Genomic DNA, 23,598 nt, shown 5'->3' with positions numbered 1-23,598 from the left:
CGAAGAAGTACCATGTACAAAAGTATCTATAACCAGCCGGACTCTTGAGCCTTGGCGAATGCTTCAAACCTATTGCGGGCTCCAACTTTGCTAATTGCCGCTGACACGTAGTTACGAGTTGTGCCCGGCGCGAGATGGATCGTCGCTGCGATCTCCTCCATGCTCATACCCGTGCCCGTCAATTCGAGCACTTGCCGTTCGCGTTCGGTCAGCGGCGACTCACTTTCACTAATCGCCAAAGCAGCAAGTTCTGGATCGACATAGCGCTTACCTCGTTGCACAGTGCGAATCGCATCTGCGAACTGCACAGCCGATGCAGTCTTAGGCATGAACCCCTGCACTCCCGTGGTGAGGGCACGTTTCAAATCCCGAGGACGGCCGAAACTAGTCACGATAAGTACTTTCGGGGTTCGCGCATCAACGCGCAGGCGAGCGAGCTTCCCCAACTCAACTGCTGTGTCAATGCCGTCGATGCCGTCCATCTGCAAATCAACAACACAGACATCGATGCCATCGCCGGCCACAAGCTGACGCTGACATTCCGCCACCAGCTCTTCGCCAGACCCACACGTAGCTACAACATCAATGTCGCGTTCCAGCCCCAATAACGTCGCCAACGAACTGACAATTAACTCCTCATCATCAGCAATCGCTACGCGGATAGTCGCGGAATCTGGCACGGATTCTGTGGTCATATCTCCCCTACTGATTTTGAAGGCAGCTTCAACTTTGCGACGAACTCCCCGTGACGCGCTGTCAGTTCCACGGTGGCATGAGCATCGACGGCTCGTCGCTGCAATGCCCGCATCCCCGCAAGTGGGCTGATGGTGTTTGGCGAGCCGTCGTTACGCATTTCGATGCTATCGGTATCCAATGTCAGTGTGACGTGCCGGGCATCAGAGTGTTTCAGAACGTTTGTGCTGGCTTCGCGGATGAACCATGCGGCAAGTTCGCGGAGATGACCGGGGATGTCGTCTTGGGAGCCGTTGACTGTGCACTGAATGCCAGCGGATGCGAATAGTGACGTTGCGCCGGTGAGCTCGGTAGAAAGGTGCGCGGTCCTGTATCCAGCAGCCACAGCTCGCATATCTGACATCGAGCTTCGAGCAAGTGCTTGGAGTTCTGCGAGTTCTGAATCAAGGCGATCGTCGTTACGCTGTGCGAGCGCTCGGGCAACCTCTGCTTTGAGGGAAATTGCGGCAAGGTGTTGTCCCAACGTGTCGTGGAGTTCTTGAGCGAAGCGCAGGCGTTCCTCAGAGACTTGTAGGGCAGCTTCGGTATCGCGTGCGCGGGCCATCTGCCGGGCGATTCGTACTACCCAATCGCTGGAAATGACCGTTGCGGCCAACGCTGGGTTGAATAGCAAAATCTGAAAGTAGAACGCGTCCCAGCCCGCCACGGTGCCAACCAATGACAGCCCCACAATCACAAGCCATCGGTACTTGAGCCGAACCCAAAACACCATCGTGGCTGCAGCTGAAAACGCGAAAACCCACATCGCCAAGAACCACCACAGACCGCGTTGACCAGCCGGATCTTTGTCGATAAGAGCAAGGGCGACGACAACCACTGCATATACGACGAACGACGCATACAAACCCCAGCCGAAACTCCAGTGCGGTCGACCATCGGCAGTGTCTGTCGTATGGAAATTCAGCTCCGGCTGGACGCCCATCGCAATCCACGACACAACAGTCAAAACTGACGCAACCAGAGCTGATGCAATTGCCACCCACCCGGGAATCGACACCGTGTCGGACGGCATCACTGACAGCACAACGAGCAAGAGCAAGAAGCACACAGCGATAAGCTGCAGGGAAACTCGAAAATACACAGCGATCTGCGAACCACTATCAAGGCTGCGCCACTTCTTGCGAATGTTCATAGAGGGCATATTACGACTAACGGTAGGTATCCCACTTCACAGATTTCACGCCGATCACCACAGCTGCGACCGCCCAGAGCGTGGCAATTGCCAGTGATACGCCTGCGCTTCCGGCAGCGTCGGCAGATTCAGCCACGATCTCGCCATACGTAGATCCTGACCATCCGATAAACGAGACATCAAAGACGGCGGCGAACGGAGTGCGATCAATAATGCGCAAGATAAGACCGTCGGCGGCATTGGCAAATAATGGCCGGAAGGTGCTGAGCGATCCCATAGCCAGCAACATGACCGGCATCGACGTGATCTGCGCAGCTTCCGCATTACGAGTAAACGAACTCGTCCACAAAGCCAGACCAGAAGAAATCACGAGTCCCAAAATCGTAGCGAGGGCGATAACAAGGATATTCTCCGGCATAGGCACACCCAGCGCGAGGAAAACCCCAATAAGCAGCGCACCAGAGAACAATGAAATCACTGCACCAGGAATGCAGATAGCCAACAAAATCTCGGCGTCTAGGGCCTCACCGGTGCGAAGTCGCTTCAAGACACCTTCGTCGCGACGCGTCGTTATCATCGACAACACCGAGTAGAACTGAACCAACATCATGGTCATGAGCAGGAACGTTTCGTAATGTGAGGCGCCTGCGACGGTGGTCAGGTTGTCGCGACCGCCTGCCACGAAGAACATGAATACCGGCATGCCCAGTGGAAACAGCACTGCCATATACATCAGAAGTTTGTTGCGCCAGAACTGCAGCCATTCGGCCTTCGCCAGTGCGGAAATACGTGCAAAACTCATTTACTTCTCCTCGGTGGTGTTGTGCTGACCCGCCACAGACATGAAGACGGATTCAAGATGCGCAGGCTCGGCCGCAAAACCCTGCAGCTCAATGTCGTTGTCGTGTGCCCACGTCAGCAGACGCAAGGTGTCTGCCTGCAGATTCTTCGTTTCAATCCGCAGTTCGTTCTCTTCCTGGACCACAACCGCGCCTGGGAAGTCCGGCAGTTGCACGCTTTGCGACGACACCTGCCCCGGCAATTCCGCCTTCAACACTGAATTCACGCTGGCTACCAATTCGCGCAGTGTTCCTGACTTTTGAATTGCGCCCTCATGCATGATGGCGATGCGGTCGCACAGGAACTGAGCTTCTTCGAGGTAGTGAGTAGTCAGCATCATGGTGACGCCCTGCTTCTTCAGGCGAAGGAGCAGTTCCCACGTATTGCGGCGACTTTCTGGGTCAAGTCCAGTTGTTGGCTCATCGAGAAAGAGAATCGTTGGGTTGCCCAATAAAGCGCAGGCAAGATCCAGGCGGCGCTTTTCGCCTCCTGATAATGCTCCAACTTTAGTGTCGAGACGATGTGTGAGGTCGACGTCGTGAAGCACTTCGTCGATATTGCGCGGATTTGAGCACGTTCCTTGCCACATGGTCATCGTTTCGGAGACGCTGAGCTGCTGCGGGAGGCCCCCGGATTGCAGCATGATGCCTAACTGTGGGCGAACCAGTCGGCGATCATCGTGTGGGTCGGCTCCCAGTACGGTGACAGTGCCTGCGGTTGGGCGGGCAAGGCCTTCGATGAGTTCGAGGGTTGATGTTTTGCCGGCACCGTTGGTTCCGAGGAGCCCGAACACTTCACCTTCATAGACCTCGAATGAGATCGAATCGACAGCGGTGTGGGGGTCCTTGTTATTGCTTTCGCTGCCCTTTCCGTAGACGCGCGTGAGGTTGGCGACCTCAATCACCGAGACTGTGCGGGTCTTAGCACTGGGCGCTGTGAATGCGTGATCAGAAGGTTGAGGCTGTTTGCTGTTCATGACTCTTATGATTCCGCGCAAAAGGGCTGGTAAACAGTGTCGCGAATCATGAAACAAGCGCAGAAATGTCATGACTTAGGCATGACAAATGTCATGTGCTTCTGGTGTCGCGGAGCTCCCCCAGAAACGACTTATTGCCCGCTTCTTCACCTGATGGTTCGGATGCCGAAGCCAAGAAGTGAAAATGCGGGCAATTAGTGGGGGCTAAGGAGAGTGAGAGCTAGCGAGAGCAGGAACTAGCAATTACTCCTCGTCGCGAGCTTCGCCGGTCACCGCCAGCGAATCGCCATCTTCGGCAACCGTGACAATCACTCGGTCACCGTCGCGGACATCGCCAGCCAGCAGACGACGAGCCAACTCGTCACCGATCGCCTTCTGCACCAGTCGACGCAGCGGACGAGCACCATACGCTGGGTCGTAGCCACGCTCGGCTAGCCAATCCAGTGCCTCGTCGGAAACATCGAGGACCAGTCGACGTGCATCCAGTCGCTTCGCCAAGTCACCGACCTGGATATCAACGATGCCACGCAGCTGCTCAGCCGACAGGGACTCGAAGATCACCACATCATCCAGACGGTTAATGAACTCTGGCTTGAACGCCGACTTCACCGCCGCCATCGTCTGCTCTCGGGTACCGCCAGCACCCAGGTTGGACGTCAGAATCAGAATCGTGTTGCGGAAGTCCACGGTACGACCCTGTCCATCGGTCAAACGTCCTTCGTCCAGAACCTGCAGGAGGACGTCGAAGACGTCGGGGTGAGCCTTTTCCACTTCGTCGAAAAGCACAACCGTGTACGGACGACGACGGACAGCCTCAGTCAGCTGACCGCCGGCATCGTAGCCGACGTATCCCGGAGGGGCACCGATCAGACGTGCAACAGAGTGCTTCTCGCCGTACTCGGACATATCGATGCGGACCATCGCGCGCTCATCATCGAAGAGGAACTCCGCGAGTGCCTTCGCCAGCTCCGTCTTACCAACACCCGTTGGACCGAGGAACAAGAAGGAACCGGTCGGACGATTCGGATCCGCCACTCCCGCACGGGAACGTCGAACCGCATCGGACACAGCCTCGACAGCTTCGCGCTGGCCAACGACTCGGTTACCCAGCACCGACTCCATCTGCAGCAGCTTCTCAGTTTCACCCTGCATCATCTTGCCGGCTGGAATGCCAGTCCAGGCAGAGACCACCTCGGCAATCTCCTGAGGGCTGACCTCCTCGTTGAGCATCGACTCGCCCTGCGACTGCTCGACGGACTTCTCAGCCTCTGCGAGCTTCTTCTCCAGCTCAGGGATACGCCCATATCGCAGCTCTGCGACACGACCGTAATCGCCTTCACGCTCCGCCTTCTCCGACTCAGTGCGCAATGCATCGAGTTCCTCACGAATCACGCGAACGTCTTCGATGGAGCCCTTCTCGTTCTGCCAGCGTGTCTTCAGTTGGGTGAGGCGCTCACGCTCATCAGCGAGTTCCTCACGCAACTTCTCCAGCCGTTCAGCGGAGGCGACATCGGTTTCCTTCTCCAATGCCATCTCTTCGATTTCAAGACGACGAACAATACGCTCCGCCGAGTCGATTTCTTCTGGCGACGAGTCGATTTCCATGCGCAACCGTGACGCAGCCTCGTCCACGAGGTCGATGGCCTTGTCCGGCAGGAAACGGGACGTGATGTAACGATCCGACAGGGTTGCAGCTGCGACCAACGCAGAGTCCTGAATACGCACACCGTGGTGGACTTCATAGCGCTCTTTCAGACCACGCAAGATACCAACGGCATCTTCCACGGAAGGCTCACCAACGAAAACCTGCTGGAAACGACGTTCCAGCGCGGCATCCTTTTCGATGTACTTGCGGTACTCGTCCAACGTGGTCGCACCGACTAGGCGAAGTTCACCACGAGCCAGCATCGGCTTAATCATGTTGCCCGCATCCATCGACCCATCACCGGTGGCACCTGCGCCAACAATGGTGTGGATCTCATCAATGAAGGTGACGATCTGACCGTCCGATTCCTTAATCTCGTCCAGAACAGCCTTCAGACGCTCTTCGAACTCACCGCGGTACTTCGCACCAGCGACCATCGAACCCAGGTCAAGGCTCATCAGAGTCTTACCCTTCAACGACTCCGGCACATCGCCTGCGACGATACGACGCGCAAGACCTTCCACAATCGCGGTCTTACCAACACCCGGCTCACCAATCAGCACAGGGTTGTTCTTCGTACGGCGGCTAAGCACTTGCACGACACGACGAATTTCGGCGTCACGGCCAATAACCGGGTCAATCTTGCCCTCACGAGCGCGAGCCGTCAGGTCCGTGGCGTACTTCTCTAGAGCTTGGTACTGCTCTTCTGGATTATCCGTGGTCACACGGCGATTACCACGCACCGACGTCAACGCACCGCGAAGCGCCTCAGCCGTAGCGCCGGATTCTGCGAGCACCTTGCCCGCATCGTTTGAACCCGTTGCAATACCGATGAGCAACACTTCCGTCGAGACATACTCGTCTCCAAGTTCGCCCGCCAGCTCTTCCGCGGCCGTAATAGCATTCAGCGCATCGCGGTTAAACTGAGGATTCGCCATATTGGAACCCGATGCCTTTGGGTAACCGTTAACCAGCTCACGAGCACGCGTGAGCACACCATCCGGGTTAACTCCCGCAGCTTCCAGCAGTGGCGCAGCAATCCCGTCCTCCTGCTCCAGCAGCGCTACCAGGAGGTGGCCTGGCCGGATATCAGGATTACCTGCCGACGACGCCGACTTCAGCGCCGCCTGCAAAACCTCATTCGTCTTTGTGGTTGGTGTGAAGCTCATGTTTTCCTCCTTGTTTAGTTGCGAGTCTACCGTCACCTTGAGTTAGATACACTCAACTTCGCTTCTTACTCTCCATAACGCTCCACACATTGAGTCTGTTCCACTCAACCCTGAAAGTTGATGTGAGTTAAACCACATCGGGCATTAATATCGCCTCGACATAACTTTGGCGACATTCGCGTCCCGCACTAGCCACTATCCCAAGAACATCTCTATAACGATTCAGCACATTGTTTCCACGCCATTCCATCCGGCATTACGACGGTTCCCCACTAACTACGCTGGTCATCGACGGTTCTTGTGCGTCGAAAGAAGATATTGCCCGGGCGAGAGACGTCGGAAAGCACAAACTACCCCTTTATGACGAGCGGGTTCTCGGATTCTTGATTACGCTCGTGAATGAATCTTCTTCTTCCTTACCGAAAGGATCTGTATGAATACCGAGCAGGCAAAAAAGATGACCGAGGGCAAGGGCTTCATCGCCGCACTGGACCAGTCCGGCGGATCCACGCCTAAGGCTCTCGGCCTGTACGGCATCACCGAGGACGCATGGTCTAACGAAGATGAGATGTTCGACCTGGTCCACGAGATGCGTACCCGTATCATCACCTCCCCTTCGTTCAACTCGGATTCCATCATCGGCGCAATCCTGTTCGAGCAGACCATGGATCGCGAGATCGAGGGCATCCCAACCGCTCAGTACCTGTGGGAGAAGAAGGGCATTGTTCCTTTCCTGAAGACCGATAAGGGCCTTGCAGATGCAGAGAATGGCGTTCAGCTGATGAAGCCATGCCCAGGTCTGGACGAGCTGCTCGAGCGCGCTGTCGCTAAGGGCATCTTCGGCACCAAGATGCGTTCCTTCATTGCTGAGGCAAACGAAGAGGGCATCAAGGCAAACATTGCTCAGCAGTTCGAGTTCGGCAAGCAGGTTCTGTCCCACGGTCTCGTTCCAATCCTGGAACCAGAGGTAGACATCAACGCTGCTGACAAGGAGCAGGCTGAAGCTATCGTCCGCGACGAAATGCTGAAGGGCCTCGACGCTCTGCCAGAAGACCAGCAGGTCATGATCAAGGTCACCATCCCAACCGTTGACAACTTCTACGCTCCACTGATCGAGCACCCACGCGTCATGCGCGTTGTCGCGCTCTCCGGTGGTTACGAGCGCGAGGATGCAAACGCACGCCTGGCTCGCAACAACGGCATGATTGCTTCGTTCTCCCGCGCACTGTCCGAGGGCCTGAGCGCTAACCAGTCCGACGAAGAGTTCAACGCAACGATGGCTGACTCCGTCAAGGGCATCTACGACGCTTCGGTTTCCTAATCGATTCGTCTCGGTTCCTTGGTAGGTAGCTCTTTTAGCTACGTACGATGAACGCCCTGGCCGTACTTCCCTTTCGTGGTGAGTGTGGCCAGGGCGTTTTTGCGTCAATCACCTGGTCATTCACCTGGACATTGAGCCACTTATGACCGAGCCTGCAACAAATTCAGCGATAATTCGCCGTTAAATGTTGCAGGCTCGGTCATAAGTGCGCATGAGGAGTGCGGGCGGTAGTTATTCCGCGTTCGCAGCCTCAGCGTTTGCAGACTTGCTACCGACTGCTTCAGTGCGCGCTTCCTTCGGCCCAATATGGCCAGGTCGCAGGTGTCCTTCGTCATTCACACCATGGCCACCGCGTTCGGCACCACCCTTGCCATCGCGACGCACCCATCGAGGACGTGGCCCTAAGTGGATGCGATCACCCAGCTCGCTCAGGTCTCCGAAATGTGGCCACTCGCCGAAGTGCTCTGGCGTCTCGTACACACGGCCTGGCGAGTAATCGTCTTCGTCCACGCCTTGTGGCAGCGTCGTCGGCAAGCCCTCGTAGCGGCCCTTAATACCGGTCTTCTGCAGGAAGATGCCAAGGATAATGACCACCACCAAGCTCGCCATTGACTGCAGGAACTCTCCGCGCGTCGCTTCGCGGATACCCATGGTCACCAGGATGACCACAATGAGGCCAGTGACGAGTGCTGGAATGACAGGCCAACCGAACATCTTGAAGGTCAGGCCACCCGCGCCAGCAAGCTCGCGTTCGAAGCGTGGTCGCAGCTTGATCTGCGACAAACCAATGAATACGTAGACGAACAACACCACTGCACCAGAGCTATTGACGAGATAGATGAAAATGGTGTCTGGCCAAACATAACCAGCAGCAATACAGATGAAGCCAACGATGGATGAGAAGAAGATGCCACCGGTTGGCACGCCTCGCTCGTTCACTCGGGTCATCCACGCTGGCGCATCGCCGTTGCGGCCCTGGGTAAAGATCATGCGGGACGCCGTGTACAGGCCCGAGTTCAAGCAGGACAGCACCGCAACCAGCACGATGAAGTTCAAGATATCTGCGGTATACGGGACACCCATCGCATCAAGTGCAGTAATGAACGGCGATACACCAGCTTCGTAGCTCGTCCACGGGAGAATCGATACCAGCAGCGCAGTGGAGATAACGAAGAACGCGAGAATACGAACAACGACTGTCTGAGTCGTGCGACGAATCGCATCAGCTGGGTGCGAGGACTCAGCAGCTGCGATGGTCACAAGCTCTGCACCGGTCATCGAGAAAATAACCGTGACGACGCCGACAAAGATCGCTGACACTCCATTTGGAACGAATCCGCCGTGGTCCCACAGGTTCGAAACCTGGGCAGCATCGCCCACGTTGCCACTCCACAGACCCGCCAAGAATGCGAAGCCCGCGATGATGAACGCCACAATGACGACGACTTTGATGCCAGCGAACCAATACTCGGCCTCACCAAAGCTCTTCACGGAAAGAAGATTGACGGCGATCATCGCCGACAAAATGACGACTGCTGTGATCCATTGGGGGATTCCTGGTACCCATCGCGCGATAAGTTCGCCACCGACGACCGCTTCGATGCCGACCACGATCACCCAGAAATACCAGTACAACCAGCCGGTGGAAAATCCCGCCCAGCGCCCGAAAGCCATACGCGCATAATCCACGAAAGAGCCGGTAGACGGCTTAGCAACGGCCATCTCGCCCAGCATGCGCATGACAAGATACACGATGATGCCAGCTACGGCGGTGGTCACGATTGCCGCCGGGCCTGCGACAACGATCAGACCCGAAAGACCTACGAAGAAGCCTGCACCAATTGTGCCACCCATGGAAATCATGGTGAGGTGCCGTTTCGAGAGGTCAGAACGAAGTTCTTCGTTCTCGACCACCCCTTCTGCTGAGTTCATACAAGTCATGCGTTGCCTCTCTCGCTGCTTTCCAGCTGCTATCTAGCTGCCGTCCAATTCAGGTTTAACTACGCCTTATTGGTGTGATTGGGAACACATTAACGCTGGGCAAATTAGATCCAAATCGCCAAAGTGTCGAAATACGGCAATTTCATTCACTCAAATGTCGATAGCGTGCGTCACCATTTTCACGCCAAAGTGATTCACAACACATCAATTGCTCCCAGTAACAATGAGCAGAAACTTAGAAAGGAGCTCCCCATGGCTGGAGTCGACCTTCCACAGACCCGTCTCGTGTCCACAGAGATCCCAGGCCCGAAGTCCAAAGCCCTCTCCGAGCGCGCAGCAGCAGTGCTGCCAGCAGGTTTGGGTGCAGCGCAACAATCCTGGGCGTACCGCGCAGGTGGCGGCATCGTGGAGGATGTCGACGGCAACCGACTCATCGACCTCGGTTCCGGCATTGCGACGACGACCGTCGGCAACGCAGATCCGAAGGTAGTCGCTGCCGCGAATGCTCAGGCTGAGCTCCTGACTCACACCTGCTTCCTGAATCAGCAGTATGAGCCGTACTTGGCGCTCGTCGAAAAGCTGGTGGAGATCATGCCGCGCTCGGGTGAGAAGCGTGCTGCGCTGTTCTCGACCGGTGCGGAGGCGTTGGAGAATGCGGTGAAGTACGCGCGTGCCTTCACCGGTCGCGGTGGCGTTGTGGTTTTTGACCACGCTTTCCATGGACGTACGAACATGACCATGGCCATGACTGCAAAGAACAATCCGTACAAGAAGTCGTTCGGCCCTTTCCCTGGCGAGGTCTACCGCGCGCCAAGCCCCTACGCATATCGCTGGCCAGGTGGCGCAGAGGAAGCAGCTGATGGTGCGATGGCGCAGCTAGAGCTCATCGTTGATGCACAGGTCGGTGCCGAGAACATCGCTTGTGTGGTGCTGGAACCAATTCAGGGCGAGGGTGGCTTCATCGTTCCGCCAGAAGGTTTCCTGACCAAGCTCGCGGCATTCTGCCAGGAGCGTGGCATTTTGTTCGTCGCTGACGAAGTGCAGACCGGCATCGCCCGCACGGGCTCGATGTTCGCGGTGGAGCATGAGGGCGTGGAGCCAGACCTGATGACCTTGGCGAAGGGGCTCGGTGGTGGCTATCCAATTGCTGCAGTGGTTGGTCGCGCCGATGCAATGGATGCGCCGCACCGTGGCGGTATCGGTGGTACCTATGCTGGCAACCCAGTTGCATGTGCTGCAGCCCTTGAAGTTCTGAACGCATGTGAGCGCGACAATTTGCCACAGCGCGCGCGGGAGGTCGGCGAGATCATGACCACCAAGCTCACGGACGCACAGAAGTCGAATCCAGCAATCGGCGATGTTCGTGGCCGGGGCGCAATGGTGGCGGCGGAACTCATCGTCCCTGGTGGCAAGACCCCCGATTCAGCAAAGGTGGCGGCTGTTGCGCGCGCCTGCGAACAGCGTGGCGTGCTGGTATTGACTGCCGGCACGTACGGCAACGTACTGCGACTGCTGCCACCGCTGTCGATTTCGAACGAACTATTGAACGAAGCAATGGACATTTTGGTCGAGGAACTGGCGAAGTAGTCATTTCTTACACCTGTGCTTGTTCCTACACCTGATCATTTTTCTGAAAGGACTTTTCTCATGACGTACACCCACTCCCAGCTCATTGGTCTCGATTCCATGCTTACTCTGGAGGAACGCCAGATCCGCGACACCGTTCGTGAGTTCTGCGACCGCGATCTGCGTCCACACATCGAAGAGTGGTTCGAGGATCACACCATTCCACGCGATCTGGGTCCCGTTTTCGGCCAGATGGGCGTGCTCGGTATGCACCTGGAAGGTTACGGTTGTGCGGGCACCTCGGCAGTTGCTTACGGCCTGGCGTGCATGGAGCTGGAGGCTGTTGACTCTGGTATCCGTTCCTTCGTGTCCGTTCAGGGCTCGCTGGCAATGTACGCCATCTGGAAGTGGGGCTCTGAGGAGCAGAAGCAGAACTGGCTACCACGCATGGCCGAGGGTGAAGCAATCGGTTGCTTCGGTTTGACCGAGCCTGATTTCGGCTCGAACCCAGCAGGTATGCGTACGTTCGCGAAGCGCGATGGCGACGACTGGATCCTCAACGGCACGAAGATGTGGATCACCAACGGTTCGCTTGCCGACGTCGCCGTCGTCTGGGCACAGACCGACGACGGTTATGCTGGCTTCCTCGTTGAAAAGGGCATGAAGGGCTTCACCACCCACGACATTGAGCGCAAGATGTCGCTGCGCGCATCCATTACCTCTGAGCTGGTACTTGACGACGTCCGCCTCCCGGACTCCGCTCGCCTTCCAGAGGTCAACACACTGCGTGGTCCACTGTCGTGCCTGAACGAAGCACGCTTCGGCATCGCATTCGGTGCGCTTGGTGCTGCTCGTGACTGCATTGACCAGACTCTGGAGTACGTCAAGGAACGTAAAGTCTTCGACAAGTCACTCGCTGCTTACCAGCTGACCCAGGCGAAGCTTGCAGACATGGTTCTGGAACTGGACAAGGGCATGCTGTTGGCATTGCAGATCGGCCGTATGAAGGACGAAGGCACCCTGCCAAAGGAGTCCATTTCCCTGGGCAAGCTGAACTCCACTCGTGAAGCTATCAAGATTGCTCGTCAGTGCCGTACCTTGCTGGGTGCTTCTGGCATTACAACTGAGTACTCCCCTATTCGACACGCGAATAACCTCGAGTCGGTTCTGACCTACGAGGGCACCGCTGAGATGCACCAGCTGATTCTCGGCAACGCACTGACCGGAGAGGCAGCATTCCGATGAGCCCAGCATTGATTGAACACCTCATCGGCGGTGAGTGGGTCGCCGGTGCTGGTCAAGAGTTTTCGTCTACCTCGCCTACGCGTCCCGATGAAGTCATTGCAGCAGGCCGTTTGGCTACTGCTGAACAGGTCGAGTTGGCACTAGCAGCTGCCGATGAGGCTCGTGCTGCATGGGCATCGATGCCTATCGCAGAGCGCGCCACCATTTTGAAGCGTGCTGCCGAGATCATCCGCGACAACGCCGATGCGTGGGGCCACGAGCTGTCTGCGGAAGAGGGCAAGACCCTCGCAGAAGGTGTCGGTGAGGTGAATCGTGCTGCGGCGATACTGGATTTCCAGGCGACCGAAGCGACCCAAGACGCAGGCGAAATTTACCACTCTCCACGCGCTGGTGAACGAATCGAAGTTGTGCGTCGCCCAGTAGGTGTTGTCTCGATGATTACGCCATTCAACTTCCCTATCGCTATTCCAGCATGGAAGGCCGCACCAGCACTTATTCACGGAAATACGATGGTGTGGAAGCCAGCGCAGTCGGTTCCGCTGCTCGCGGTTCGTCTTGCTCAGGCTCTTGACCAGGCTGGATTGCCTGCGGGTGTGCTGAACCTCGTGGTCGCGCCGTCGTCAGCTACAGCGGTATTGCAGGAAGACGAGCGCGTCAACGCATTGACGTTTACCGGTTCGACGAAGGTCGGACGCATGATCGCGTCCAAGTGTGCTGCGGTGGGGATTCCAGTGCAGGCGGAACTCGGTGGCAAGAATCCTGCGATCGTGCTGGCAGATGCTGATCTTTCGTATGCAGCAACGCAGGTTATCAATGGTGCGTTCAATTCGACTGGTCAGAAGTGCACGGCGACCTCACGTGTCGTTGTTGTCCGCGAGGTCGCTGAGGCGTTTACGAAGGAACTCCTCGAGCAGCTGTCCAAGCGTGTCACCGGCGATCCGCTGGCAGAAGGCGTTGCTATGGGTCCGCTTATCGACGCCGGTTCCCGTGACTACATCGTTGATGCTGTGGCGGATTCCGTCGGCAAGCAGGCAGAAGTCCTGGTTGGTGGCGGGAAGCTGGAGATTGACGGGTGTCCCGGCGGGTACTTCATGGAGCCGACTGTGGTGAAAGTGGAGTCGACGGATCATCGCCTGTGGGTTGAGGAACTGTTCGGGCCGGTGTTGTCGTTACTCGTGGTGGAGGATGCCGACGAGGCATTCGAAGCTGCGGACTACGGCGAGTACGGGCTGTCGGCGGCGGTATTCACGGATTCGCTGGCGGCAACGTTTGATGCGTCGGAGCGTCTTGAAGTGGGTATTTTGCACGTGAACTCGGAAACTTCTGGTGCAGATCCGCATGTGCCGTTCGGCGGTGCGGGCGCGTCCGGATTCGGGCCGAAGGAACAAGGTCGGGCGGCACGCGAGTTCTTCACGCGGACAACGACGATGTACCTCGGTCGGTGGCCTCGATGACGAGCGGCGCGCCTGAAGCGGGTGCGGGTGCAGTCAAGGGCGCTGGTGCGGGGTCTGAAGCAGGCGCGCTCGATGGGATCGTCGTCGCGGATTTCTCGCGGGTTCTCGCAGGCCCGTACGCCACGATGATGATGGCGGACTTGGGCGCGGAGGTCATTAAGGTCGAGCGTCCTGGCGTTGGTGATGACACTCGCGCCTGGGGCCCGCCGTATGGCCCGGACGGTCAGGCGACGTATTTTGCGTCGGTGAATCGCAATAAGAAGTCCGTGTCCCTGGATTTGCGCAACCCGGATGATGTTGCACGTGCCCGTGAACTGGCGCTGCGCGCAGATGTGGTTATTGAGAACTTTCGGCCCGGCACCATGGATCGTCTCGGGCTGGGTTATGAAGAGTTGTCGAAGGAAAATCCGCGTATCGTCTACGCTTCCCTGTCGGGTTTCGGTGAGGGCAAAGGTGCTCGCCTGGGTGGATACGACCTGGTTGTGCAAGCCACGGGTGGCCTCATGTCTATTACTGGTCAGGGGCCGGGCGAGGAAGTAAAGGTCGGCGTCGCGGTTGTCGATGTGCTGACTGGTCTGCATCTCGCATTTGGCGTCTTGGCCGCATTGCGCCACCGCGATGCGACGGGCGCAGGTCAGCGGGTCCACACAGATTTGCTGTCGTGCTCACTATCGTCGCTGGTTAACCAGGCTTCCGCGTTTCTGGGTGCAGGCAAGGTGGCGTCGGCGATGGGTAATCGGCATCCGTCGATTAGCCCGTACGAGGTGTATCCCACGGCCGATCGTAAGCTTGCTGTGGCCGGTGGCAATGATTCACTGTTCGCTCGGTTTGTGACGGTTCTCGGTGTGCCCACGCTTGCCGACGATCCTCGTTTCGTCACCAATCCCCTTCGTGTGGAAAACCGCGAGGAGTTGCGGGTGTTGTTGGAGCAGGCATTGGCCGCAAAAGGCGCGGATGAGTGGTTCGCGGAACTAGCTGAGGTGGGTGTTCCTGCAGGTCCGGTCAACAATATTGAGGAGGCTTTCGAGTTTGCGGCCTCTCTCGGATTGGAACCTCGAGTCGAGATTGATGGTGTGCCAAGCGTGCGTAATCCGCTGACGTTTTCGGAAACTCCGGCGACGTATCGGACACCACCACCAAAGCAGGGCGAGTAAAGAGGACTCACTACTAGTGACGCAGCTTCGCGGCCCGGAATGCGAGCCACAGTTCGGCTCGTAGGTCCGGGTCGTCGAGGCTTGCGCCGACGATGTCTTCAATGCGGTCGGCGCGGGTGCGCGCAGTTTGCCGGTGTATTCCCAGTTTGCGTGCCATCGCCTCAAACCGACCGTTGGAGTCAATGAAAGCTTCGGCTGCTTCTACGAGGTCGTCGTTATGTGCGACGTCATGTTCGATGAGCTTGCGGTAGGCGCCACCGGTGAGAATGTGGTGAGCTGCGCCGTCGTTAAGTAGGCCGAAAATGAGGTCGTGAGCTGGCATTTCTTCGATTGATCGGAGGGCGCCAACGGCGGCCTCTTTTGGTAGCGCGACTTCAGCTTGGTTTACGGTAAGCGCGGCTTTGTGCAGGGCGACGCGGGCACCGATGCCAATGCTGACTCCGATGCTGCGTGCCGACAGGCGTTTCAGAAGGGTGCGCGCAATCGCTGGTGCGCCATCGTGGATGGCGACAAAGGAATTGCGTGACGAAGCTTCCGCCAGCAAGAATCTCACGCCAAGACCTTGGAGTTCCTCCGTGAGAAGTTCGGTGTCGAGGTTCCGACCGCGAATATATAGACCATGAACGGAAGTGTCCTGGTCAAGGCCGAAAAGTGCGAGGTTATCTGCGCTGGGAGTCTCGCCATGGATGAGGTCGGCCATGGCTTGCTTGCGCAGCCGTTCCTCGGCGACGTGTACTGCCAGTGACCGCGACCGGGATAGTGAGATGATAGCGGCGGCATAGCTGACCAGAAGCCGGTCGGATTCATCGAATTGCCTGGATGAGTCAATGATAAGCGCGCCTTGACCGACGACTGCGCCGGTCAGTGGCTGTACGAGACGAGCACCGCGAGCGTGAATCTTCGATCCTGAAACCTGTGGTGAATACGGCGGCGGGGTCAACGTGGTGGCGATGAGCTGGGTTTCGCCCGCACTGGCGGTGACACCGCCGTGGTTGTCCACGACAATGACCACCGCGTCAAGCTCGCGTGCGAGATCTTTGACTACTTGAACGATGCCAGCGCGCAGCATCGTGCGGACGAGGTTGCTCTGCGTCGTAATGAGGTTGGACAGTCGACGCACACGTGATGCCGTGATGTCCTCGGCCACGGCACGCACCACCGTGGTGAACGGAGTGTCCGCATTGACGGCAAGAACGGGGAAACCAATGTCTTCTCCCCTACGTATAAGCACGTCAGGGACAGTTTCCCATCGACCTCCGGTATCAACGGCAACCGCGCATGCACCGGCTCGCTTCAGCTTGTCTATCTGGTCGGCGAGATGAGAGTCGTCGTCAAGAAATTGGTAACCAGACGTCAACACCAAGGTGCCGGGTGCAATCCAGCGGTCGGAGTCGACGCGGTCGATCGCATGTGCCCACTCAACTGGCGTGACGCGGGCGGTGTCGAATGCACTGAGCAGTGTCAGACCCAGATCCGGGCGGGCTGACAGAGATGCGACGGTTAGTTTCACTCCCGTTCCTTGTCGCGAATCTCGAGGACCGGGATCTCCTTACGCAAGCGGGAGATTTCGTTCAGATCAATGTCGACCATCACAAACTGCTGGTCGTAGCCTGCGGAGCCGAGAACATCCCCGTCCGGGCTGGCTACGAATGAATGACCAACACCGGTTGGGCCTTCTGGCCTGCCTGCCTTCGCGGCGCCACCCGGTCGGGCTGCACCGGTGGCCGCGACGAAGCACGTCGAGTCGAGTGCTCGCGCAGACACGAGCGTCTGCCATTGGCGCACCTTGCCGGGGCCATCGTTCCACGACGCCGGCAACGCGATGACCTGTGCACCAAGCTCTGCGAGACTGACAAATTGCTCCGGGAAACGCACATCGAAGCAGGTAGACAGGCCCAGCGACACTGATCCAGATTCTTCGTTGCGAACAGGAATGTCCACCACAACCAGGCCCTCGCCCGGCGCGACGGTGTCCGATTCGTTGTAACCAAACGCATCGAAAAGGTGGCGCTTGTCGTAGTACTCGACAAACGGCGAACCGTCTTCCTCCGGCCCCGCGCACAGCAGCGTATTGAAGATACGATTGCGCTCTTTACCATCCCGCACCACGGTGTCTGCCGGACGGAACATACCCACCACAACCGTCACGCCTGCTGCAGCAGCAGCCTCGGCAATCTCGGTAGCCCACGGGCCATCGAGCGGCTCCGCAACCGTGTCCAACCTGCCGGCCCCAAACGCCTTCATCGTGGCTTCTGGGAAAACCAGCAGGTCAACCTGATTATTTTTGCCCCGCTCGATTGCTTCGAGCACGGCAGATTTGTTGTCCTGGGGATCGTCGGAAAGCAGTAGCTGAACCAGTGCGATACGCATGCGCCCAGGTTACCGACTCCCACGGATTGTCGAGGCGGGTTCGGCGAAGTTATCCACATGTGGTGTTTCGGGGCGAGTTGTCCACAGCGGCGGGGTTGTGGCCTTTCGCATTTGCTTTGCGACGGCCACCGTTAAGTCATGCAGAATTCTATGACGGTGAATCCCGGTGTTCTTGACTCGTTGGCTGCGTCGCTGCGCGAGATCGCGGGGCGTGTGGAGGGGTTGGCGATGTTGACTGACGGCGCGGGCAGGAGCGGTCGTGTGCTGGCTGGTTCCGCAATTGCGGAGGCAGTGGGAGCGACTGCGCAGCGGTGGGCGGAAGAGTTGGATCGTGAAGCGGTGGATGTTTACGATTTGGCTAACGTCCCCGAGCTAATCGCTGCCGAGATCGAAGCTGCCGAGGTGTCCTTTGCTTCTCGATTGAAGAATGCGTTTGTGGCGGCAGCATGACAGATTTGGCAACTGTCCTGTCATGGCAACCACGCGAGTTATTACAGGTTGCGCGACGTTTTCAATCGGTCTCGAAACTGCTGAAAAGCGCAAGTGTCGATGTGGAACAGGCGCTGGGCACCGTTCCTCGTTTCGATTTTGACGGGCGCGCGCGAGATGCCGGAGATGCACGCATTGGCGAGCAATCTCAGCAGATGATTCGTGATGCCGGTGGTTTGCAAAGGGTCGCGTATGCCATCGTGCAGGCGCAGCAGGAAGTGGAGGAACCGCTGGCAACGCTGAAAGCTGCGGTCGCCGGTGCTGAAAGTGCTGGTCTGCGTGTTGATCGTCGCGATGGAACCGTTACTGTTGCGTCGTCGACTGCGTTGTCGTCCGCACCGTCAACTGCGTCTGCCACCAGCGGTACCGAATCAGCCCACGCAGCCGAAGCGGAGGCGCATTTCTATCAAGTGGCTATCCAGTCGGCTTTTCACAATGTCCTTGATGCCGATCGACGCTTTAGCACCACTATCGCTTCGCTCGTTCCAGACTCGATGCGCTTGAACTCCACGGCTACCGGTTTCGAGTCACTCGCACCTGTCGATCTCGCTGGTTTACACCTCACTCCGGCTGAGATCCAATCAATATCTACCTTGACCAGCAGTTCCTCAAGCAGCAGTTCCACACCTCCCATCACTGTTTTGGAGGCCTCTCCAGGGCATTCTGCGGTAGCTTTTGGGGATATTGCTGAGGCGGAGACCGTCGTCACGCTTGTTCCTGGGACGAACTCGAATTCAGCGGATTTGGCAGCGCAAACGGAGCGCGCGTTGGCGCTGATGGATGATTCAGAGGACGTTGCGGTGGTGTTGTGGTCATATGATGCGCCACCCAATCTGACGGAGGCTGCGTCGGCGGACTACTACGAAACGGCGTCGTCGCGCTTGCAGAATTTCCAGGCCGGACTCGCGGAAGCTGGTGTGCCGAAGCAGGTTGTAGCTGGCTATAGCTATGGGGCGACGGTCGTGGCGCAGGCGACACGTGGCACTGGTTTACATGCCGACCAGGTGTTATTGGTTGCACCACCAGGGGCAGGGCGTGGCATCAATTCCATTGCCGACATGCGTCTACTGCGTAACGACGGCTCCCGTTACAGCACCGCCGACACCAGCGGGCGCGTGGGAGTCGCGACCTCCCCGCTCGATCCTATTCGCGCCGCAGCGGGCATCGGCGTGCATGGGCGCGATGTCGCAGACGAGGAATTCGGAGCGACAGTGCTGGATCTGCAGCGGGCTGACGAATCGTGGTTGGAACGCTTGCGTGGGCTTTCGGAGATTCCGAAAGCCCACACGGAGCACTATTTTGGCGACCAGCGCTTCACATCCGAGACTGAGAAGTGGACGCGAAGCATGTCGGGGTCGGGACCGGGCTAAAACAGGCCGGTTGGCTTGTTGTCGTAGGAGACGAGCATGCACTTGACCTCTTGGTAGTGAGCCATCATCATCATGTGATTCTCACGGCCAATACCGGACTCCTTGTAGCCACCGAAAGCGGCGTGAGCTGGGTAATTGTGGTAGTTGTTCACCCACACGCGACCGGCTTTGATGGCACGCGCGGCACGGTACGCGTTCTGCTGATCACGACTCCAGACACCTGCACCGAGGCCGAACATCGTGTCATTCGCGATCTCCATTGCCTCATCGAAATCCTTGAAGGTGGTCACTGCCAAAACAGGTCCGAAAATCTCCTCCTGGAAGCACTTCATGGAGTTGTCGCCCTTCAAGATGGTCGGCTCAATGTAGTAGCCACCATCAAGGCCTTCCATCTGTGCAACGCTGCCACCAGTCAGAACCTCTGCGCCCTCCTTCGGGCTCGACTCCAGGTAACCAGCAATCTTGTCCATCTGTTCCTGGGATGCCTGCGCACCCATCATGACGGAAGGATCGAGCGGGTTGCCGGTCTTGATCTTCTTCACTCGCTCAACTGCAAGCTTCAGGAACTCTTCCGCAATGTCCTCATGAATCAGCGCACGCGATGGGCAGGTACACACTTCACCCTGGTTGAGCGCGAACATAGTCAAGCCTTCGACACACTTCTCCAGGTAGTCGTCGTCACGATCCATGACATCCGGGAAGAACACCGATGGCGACTTGCCGCCCAGCTCGAGCGTGACCGGAATGACCTTGTCGGATACTGCCTCGTGGATGAGCTTGCCCACTGGGGTCGAACCGGTGAACGCAATCTTCGCAATGCGGTTCGAAGCCGTCAGCGCAGCGCCTGCCTCCGCGCCAAGACCGTTGACAACGTTGAGGACGCCCTCCGGCAGGAGGTCTTGGATGATCTCGATCAAGTACAGGATGGAAACCGGGGTTTGCTCCGCAGGCTTCATGACGATACAGTTGCCCGCCGCCAACGCCGGTGCAATCTTCCACGCTGCCATCAGAATTGGGAAGTTCCACGGAATGATCTGGCCGACCACGCCGAGTGGCTCGTTGAAGTGGTACGCGACCGTATTGTCATCGATCTGGCTAATGCGGCCTTCCTGCGTGCGGACGACACCCGCAAAGTAGCGGAAGTGGTCGATAGCAAGCGGGATGTCAGCAGCGAGAGTTTCACGGATAGCCTTGCCGTTTTCCCACGTCTCGGCAACAGCGATCTCTTCGAGGTGCTCTTCCATGCGGTCTGCAATGCGGTGCAAGATTAGTGCGCGATCAGCAGCGGCGACCGAGGCCCACGAGTCCTTTGCTGCGTGAGCTGCATCGAGGGCCTTTTCAATGTCCTTCTCGTTCGATCGCGCTACCTCACAGAACACTTCACCGTTGACTGGAGAAATGTTGTCCATGTACTGGCCGTCGACAGGCGGAACCCACTGGCCACCAATGAAGTTCTCGTAGCGCTTCTTGAACTGAACTAGCGATCCTTCGGTGTTCGGATTCGCGTAAACGTTGGCGTTGTTGGATTCTTGTGCGGTCATGGTGAGTGCCTTCCCGTGTCATTCCGTGTCGGTACGCGCCGTTTCATGCCTCAAACAGGTAACTGAGTGGCGTGGCTCACACCTTAGTGACTGAGTTCGCCGATGTGTACAGTTTTGGCGACAAATGTCCGGGAAAGATGAGTGAACACTCAATATGACTGAGTGGGCAACATTTGCAGCCGAATATCAGCCCGAAATGTTGCCCACTCATGCATAAGTCGCAGGGTCATGCTGCATTGCGCAACACCTCCCTGCGACGTTTTATGTCCTACGCTTTGCGACGCCTCCGTGGCTCCCACATCACGACCGCAGTGGATCGTGGGACGTGTACGAGCTCGCCACGTGAGCGACCTCGCTGTGCCTGGATGCGCTGCGCTTCGGAGATTCGAAGTTCCTCTTGCAGACGTTCGTTCTCTTCCTTCAGCTTCTCTACCTTGGAATTCAGTTCGATAATCGCCTTGATTCCCGCAAGGTTGACTCCCTCTTCCTGGCTGAGTCGCTGAATTTCACGAAGAAGATCGACATCTCGCTTCGAGTATCGACGACCACCACCACGCGTTCGCACCGGCGTGACCAAACCCATTCGGTCATACGTCCGCAAGGTTTGGGCATGCATGCCGGCGAGATCGGCGGCAACTGAAATTACAAAGAAATCAGCGTGTGCTTTGGCAGTTCTGCGCTCAGCAGGACCCTGCTCGCTGCCAGTCGACTTCTCTTCAGCCATTTACTTCGCACCTGCCCATCCTTCACGGGGATCGAACCCGGAGGCCCGTTCCGCTTCGATGTAGTTGCGGAGTGCGGAGGTTGCGGCGTCGTCAAGTTTGGTTGGTACCTGAACCCGCACGGTAACCAGCAGATCGCCTGGGGTGCCGTTGCGCTTCGGGATGCCACGACCGCGAACCCGCAGCGTACGACCATCGCGCGTGCCCGCTGGGACGCGGACGCGGATTTTGCCGTCGAGTGTCGGGACCGTGATCGTGCCACCTAGCGCCAGTTCGCCGAAGCTGACTGGCACAGTGACTTCGAGATCGTTGCCGGTGCGGGTGAAAACTTCGTCCGGTTGGACGTGCACCTTCACAAACAGGTCACCTGCTGGCTTGCCGCGCAGACCGGCCTCACCTTGTCCGGCGAGCCGAACCTTCTGCCCATCGACGACACCCGCTGGAACGCGGACGGTGATGGTGCGTCGGCGCGTCGTAACGCCAGTGCCACTGCAGTCTGGGCATGGGTCGTCGATGATTGTGCCTTGGCCACCGCAATCGGTACATGGCTTGGAGAAGCCAAAGGCACCGCGTTGCTCGTCGACGAATCCGCTGCCGCTACACGTGCCACATTTGCGTGGTGACGTCCCCGCTTTCGCACCCGACCCATTACAGGAGGTACACGGCGACGGGTTGGTCAGCTGCAGCGGGATGGTGACGCCCTTGGCTGCCTCGCGGAAGTCGAGGGTAATTTCCGTCTCGACATCAGCACCGCGACGCGCCCGAGGGCGGCCAGTACCGGCACCAGCTCCTGCCCCACCAGCTGCGAAGCCGCTGAGGAAGTCACCTAGGCCGCCACCTGCGCCGCCACCGAACAAGTCGGATACGTCGAAGTCGAAGCCTCCACCGGCACCGGTGCCACCAGCTGCGAAGCCACCTGGTCCGCCAGCACCGCCGAAGCCACCGCTGAACCCACCAGGTCCGAAACCACCCGAACCTGGGAATCGCATTCCGCCCTTCAGGGCTGCGCGGAGTTCGTCGTACTCTTTACGCTTGTCCTCGTCGCCGACCACGGAGTAGGCTTCGGAAACTCGTTTGAATTTCTCTTCTGCTGCCTTGTTTCCGGGGTTTTTGTCGGGGTGGTTTTCGCGCGCGAGTTTGCGGTAGGTCTTTCGAATCTCGTCATGCGTCGCAGATTTAGAGACACCCAAATCCGCGTAATAGTCCTTTTCGGCCCATTCTCGCTGTGTCATGGGGCATCTCCTCCTTTCTTTCTGCCCACATCAGAGATTTGTTTGTTGCGATGTCGCTTTACGACGGATCGCCAATTACCACCATCGCCGTACGGATGACGCGGTCTTCTAGGCGGTAGCCCTTGCGGAGCACCGCTGCCAGCGCCTTGTCATCACCGTTCGACGTATCCTGCACTGCTTCATGCAGGTTAGGGTCGAACTCTTCGCCTTCTTCGCCGAAGGACTCGACTTTGAGCGAGGTCAACGTGCTACGGAACTTGTCTGCGAAAGCCTTGAGGGGGCCATCGGACAGGTCGCCGTGCTGTTCCGCTCGGTCGAGATCGTCGGCAAGTGGAAGGAGTTCGTTGATGACCTTCGACTTTGCCAACTCACGGTCGAGTGCACGATCGCGGTCGACGCGGCGACGGTAGTTCGCGAACTCTGCGGAGACACGCTGCAGGTCCTCGGTGCGCTCGGCCAGTTCAGCCTTGAGAGCATCCTCAGCACCATCGGTGGCATCCGCATCAGCTGCATCGGTTACCTCGGCGTCGAGGACCTCGCCGTCGACCGCATCGGCCGCGTCAGCGTTTGCTGCGCTTGCCTGTGCGGTGTCGGCGGGATCCGCTACGTCGGACAGGTCGGCGTTGTCGAAGACTTCGTTAACCTGGTCGGCCAGGTTTTTATCCTGGTCAGACATGG

General features: G+C 57.9%; 18 protein-coding genes and 1 pseudogene. 7 read left to right on the top strand and 12 right to left on the bottom strand.

Going from position 1 to position 23,598, the window contains the following annotated elements; all coding sequences use genetic code 11:
- Window positions 1–26 precede the first annotated feature (26 nt).
- From WG938_RS08920 to clpB, 5 genes are all read right to left on the bottom strand, one after another.
- Window positions 27–695 carry a response regulator transcription factor gene (locus WG938_RS08920; RefSeq protein ID WP_339979819.1) on the bottom strand — a complete coding sequence of 223 codons (669 nt, stop codon included), beginning with the start codon at window positions 693–695 and terminating at the stop codon, window positions 27–29.
- On the bottom strand, window positions 692–1,885 hold the full coding sequence (locus tag WG938_RS08915) for a sensor histidine kinase (protein WP_339979818.1): 1,194 nt from the start codon (window positions 1,883–1,885) through the stop codon (window positions 692–694). The genes WG938_RS08920 and WG938_RS08915 overlap by 4 nt, the downstream gene beginning before the upstream one ends.
- A 16-nt stretch (window positions 1,886–1,901) precedes the next feature.
- Window positions 1,902–2,687 carry an ABC transporter permease gene (locus tag WG938_RS08910; protein WP_339979817.1) on the bottom strand — a complete coding sequence of 262 codons (786 nt, stop codon included), beginning with the start codon at window positions 2,685–2,687 and terminating at the stop codon, window positions 1,902–1,904.
- Window positions 2,688–3,701, bottom strand: coding sequence for an ABC transporter ATP-binding protein (locus WG938_RS08905; protein ID WP_339979816.1), 1,014 nt, complete (start codon window positions 3,699–3,701; stop codon window positions 2,688–2,690).
- A 243-nt stretch (window positions 3,702–3,944) separates the two neighbouring features.
- Window positions 3,945–6,515: an ATP-dependent chaperone ClpB gene (gene clpB / locus WG938_RS08900; RefSeq protein WP_339979815.1), complete on the bottom strand. Its 2,571-nt coding sequence runs from the start codon at window positions 6,513–6,515 to the stop codon at window positions 3,945–3,947.
- Window positions 6,516–6,948: 433 nt separating this feature from the next.
- Between clpB and WG938_RS08895 the strand changes: the two genes are divergently transcribed.
- On the top strand, window positions 6,949–7,836 hold the full coding sequence (locus WG938_RS08895) for a fructose bisphosphate aldolase (RefSeq protein ID WP_339979814.1): 888 nt from the start codon (window positions 6,949–6,951) through the stop codon (window positions 7,834–7,836).
- 558 nt (window positions 7,837–8,394) lie between these two features.
- On the opposite strand, the pseudogene WG938_RS08890 reads toward WG938_RS08895, so the two are convergent.
- A pseudogene (locus WG938_RS08890) lies at window positions 8,395–9,768 on the bottom strand (amino acid permease); the annotation flags it as partial.
- Between the two features lie 261 nt (window positions 9,769–10,029).
- Here WG938_RS08890 and gabT point away from each other — a divergent pair.
- Genes gabT through WG938_RS08870 form a run of 4 tightly spaced genes read left to right on the top strand, consistent with a single transcriptional unit; the run spans window position 10,030 to window position 15,196 of the window.
- Window positions 10,030–11,364, top strand: coding sequence for a 4-aminobutyrate--2-oxoglutarate transaminase (gabT, locus tag WG938_RS08885; protein WP_339979811.1), 1,335 nt, complete (start codon window positions 10,030–10,032; stop codon window positions 11,362–11,364).
- 60 nt (window positions 11,365–11,424) lie between these two features.
- Window positions 11,425–12,588, top strand: a complete 1,164-nt coding sequence (locus tag WG938_RS08880) for an acyl-CoA dehydrogenase family protein (RefSeq protein WP_339979809.1) — start codon at window positions 11,425–11,427, stop codon at window positions 12,586–12,588.
- Window positions 12,585–14,042, top strand: a complete 1,458-nt coding sequence (locus WG938_RS08875; protein ID WP_339979808.1) for an aldehyde dehydrogenase family protein — start codon at window positions 12,585–12,587, stop codon at window positions 14,040–14,042. The genes WG938_RS08880 and WG938_RS08875 overlap by 4 nt, the downstream gene beginning before the upstream one ends.
- Window positions 14,039–15,196, top strand: coding sequence for a CaiB/BaiF CoA transferase family protein (locus tag WG938_RS08870; protein ID WP_339979806.1), 1,158 nt, complete (start codon window positions 14,039–14,041; stop codon window positions 15,194–15,196). Before WG938_RS08875 ends, WG938_RS08870 begins: the two co-directional genes overlap by 4 nt.
- Window positions 15,197–15,209: 13 nt before the next feature.
- On the opposite strand, the gene WG938_RS08865 is transcribed toward WG938_RS08870, so the two are convergent.
- Window positions 15,210–16,706, bottom strand: coding sequence for a PucR family transcriptional regulator (locus WG938_RS08865; RefSeq protein WP_339979804.1), 1,497 nt, complete (start codon window positions 16,704–16,706; stop codon window positions 15,210–15,212).
- Window positions 16,703–17,566, bottom strand: coding sequence for a nitrilase-related carbon-nitrogen hydrolase (locus tag WG938_RS08860; protein WP_339979802.1), 864 nt, complete (start codon window positions 17,564–17,566; stop codon window positions 16,703–16,705). Before WG938_RS08860 ends, WG938_RS08865 begins: the two co-directional genes overlap by 4 nt.
- Before the next feature lie 138 nt (window positions 17,567–17,704).
- Between WG938_RS08860 and WG938_RS08855 the strand changes: the two genes are divergently transcribed.
- Entirely contained in the window at window positions 17,705–18,016 is a 312-nt protein-coding gene (locus tag WG938_RS08855; RefSeq protein ID WP_339979801.1) for a hypothetical protein, read from the top strand.
- Complete coding sequence (locus WG938_RS08850) at window positions 18,013–19,425, top strand: alpha/beta hydrolase (protein WP_339979800.1); 1,413 nt, start codon at window positions 18,013–18,015, stop codon at window positions 19,423–19,425. Before WG938_RS08855 ends, WG938_RS08850 begins: the two co-directional genes overlap by 4 nt.
- Here WG938_RS08850 and exaC read toward each other — a convergent pair.
- From exaC to grpE, 4 genes are all read right to left on the bottom strand, one after another.
- The gene (gene exaC, locus WG938_RS08845) at window positions 19,422–20,966 is read right to left on the bottom strand and encodes an acetaldehyde dehydrogenase ExaC (RefSeq protein ID WP_339979799.1); all 1,545 of its coding nucleotides are present in this window, start codon (window positions 20,964–20,966) and stop codon (window positions 19,422–19,424) included. The genes WG938_RS08850 and exaC overlap by 4 nt on opposite strands.
- A gap of 268 nt (window positions 20,967–21,234) precedes the next feature.
- The gene (locus WG938_RS08840; RefSeq protein WP_445292917.1) at window positions 21,235–21,582 is read right to left on the bottom strand and encodes a heat shock protein transcriptional repressor HspR; all 348 of its coding nucleotides are present in this window, start codon (window positions 21,580–21,582) and stop codon (window positions 21,235–21,237) included.
- A gap of 108 nt (window positions 21,583–21,690) precedes the next feature.
- The gene (dnaJ, locus tag WG938_RS08835) at window positions 21,691–22,920 is read right to left on the bottom strand and encodes a molecular chaperone DnaJ (RefSeq protein ID WP_339979797.1); all 1,230 of its coding nucleotides are present in this window, start codon (window positions 22,918–22,920) and stop codon (window positions 21,691–21,693) included.
- Window positions 22,921–22,978: 58 nt separating this feature from the next.
- Window positions 22,979–23,596: a nucleotide exchange factor GrpE gene (grpE, locus tag WG938_RS08830; protein WP_339979795.1), complete on the bottom strand. Its 618-nt coding sequence runs from the start codon at window positions 23,594–23,596 to the stop codon at window positions 22,979–22,981.
- Window positions 23,597–23,598 lie beyond the last annotated feature (2 nt).

The organism is Corynebacterium sp. H113 (assembly GCF_037572315.1).
GTDB lineage: Bacteria > Actinomycetota > Actinomycetes > Mycobacteriales > Mycobacteriaceae > Corynebacterium.
This window is presented reverse-complemented; position numbering and strand designations above follow the sequence as displayed.

Coding starts and splice junctions, on each gene's coding strand:
- WG938_RS08920 (WP_339979819.1), bottom strand. CDS start 695: ATGACCACAGAATCCGTGCCAGATTCCGCGACTATCCGCGTAGCGATT.
- WG938_RS08905 (WP_339979816.1), bottom strand. CDS start 3,701: ATGAACAGCAAACAGCCTCAACCTTCTGATCACGCATTCACAGCGCCC.
- WG938_RS08850 (WP_339979800.1), top strand. CDS start 18,013: ATGACAGATTTGGCAACTGTCCTGTCATGGCAACCACGCGAGTTATTA.
- WG938_RS08910 (WP_339979817.1), bottom strand. CDS start 2,687: ATGAGTTTTGCACGTATTTCCGCACTGGCGAAGGCCGAATGGCTGCAG.
- gabT (WP_339979811.1), top strand. CDS start 10,030: ATGGCTGGAGTCGACCTTCCACAGACCCGTCTCGTGTCCACAGAGATC.
- WG938_RS08875 (WP_339979808.1), top strand. CDS start 12,585: ATGAGCCCAGCATTGATTGAACACCTCATCGGCGGTGAGTGGGTCGCC.
- WG938_RS08870 (WP_339979806.1), top strand. CDS start 14,039: ATGACGAGCGGCGCGCCTGAAGCGGGTGCGGGTGCAGTCAAGGGCGCT.
- WG938_RS08840 (WP_445292917.1), bottom strand. CDS start 21,582: ATGCATGCCCAAACCTTGCGGACGTATGACCGAATGGGTTTGGTCACG.
- grpE (WP_339979795.1), bottom strand. CDS start 23,596: ATGTCTGACCAGGATAAAAACCTGGCCGACCAGGTTAACGAAGTCTTC.
- WG938_RS08915 (WP_339979818.1), bottom strand. CDS start 1,885: ATGAACATTCGCAAGAAGTGGCGCAGCCTTGATAGTGGTTCGCAGATC.
- exaC (WP_339979799.1), bottom strand. CDS start 20,966: ATGACCGCACAAGAATCCAACAACGCCAACGTTTACGCGAATCCGAAC.
- WG938_RS08860 (WP_339979802.1), bottom strand. CDS start 17,566: ATGCGTATCGCACTGGTTCAGCTACTGCTTTCCGACGATCCCCAGGAC.
- WG938_RS08855 (WP_339979801.1), top strand. CDS start 17,705: ATGCAGAATTCTATGACGGTGAATCCCGGTGTTCTTGACTCGTTGGCT.
- WG938_RS08895 (WP_339979814.1), top strand. CDS start 6,949: ATGAATACCGAGCAGGCAAAAAAGATGACCGAGGGCAAGGGCTTCATC.
- dnaJ (WP_339979797.1), bottom strand. CDS start 22,920: ATGACACAGCGAGAATGGGCCGAAAAGGACTATTACGCGGATTTGGGT.
- clpB (WP_339979815.1), bottom strand. CDS start 6,515: ATGAGCTTCACACCAACCACAAAGACGAATGAGGTTTTGCAGGCGGCG.
- WG938_RS08880 (WP_339979809.1), top strand. CDS start 11,425: ATGACGTACACCCACTCCCAGCTCATTGGTCTCGATTCCATGCTTACT.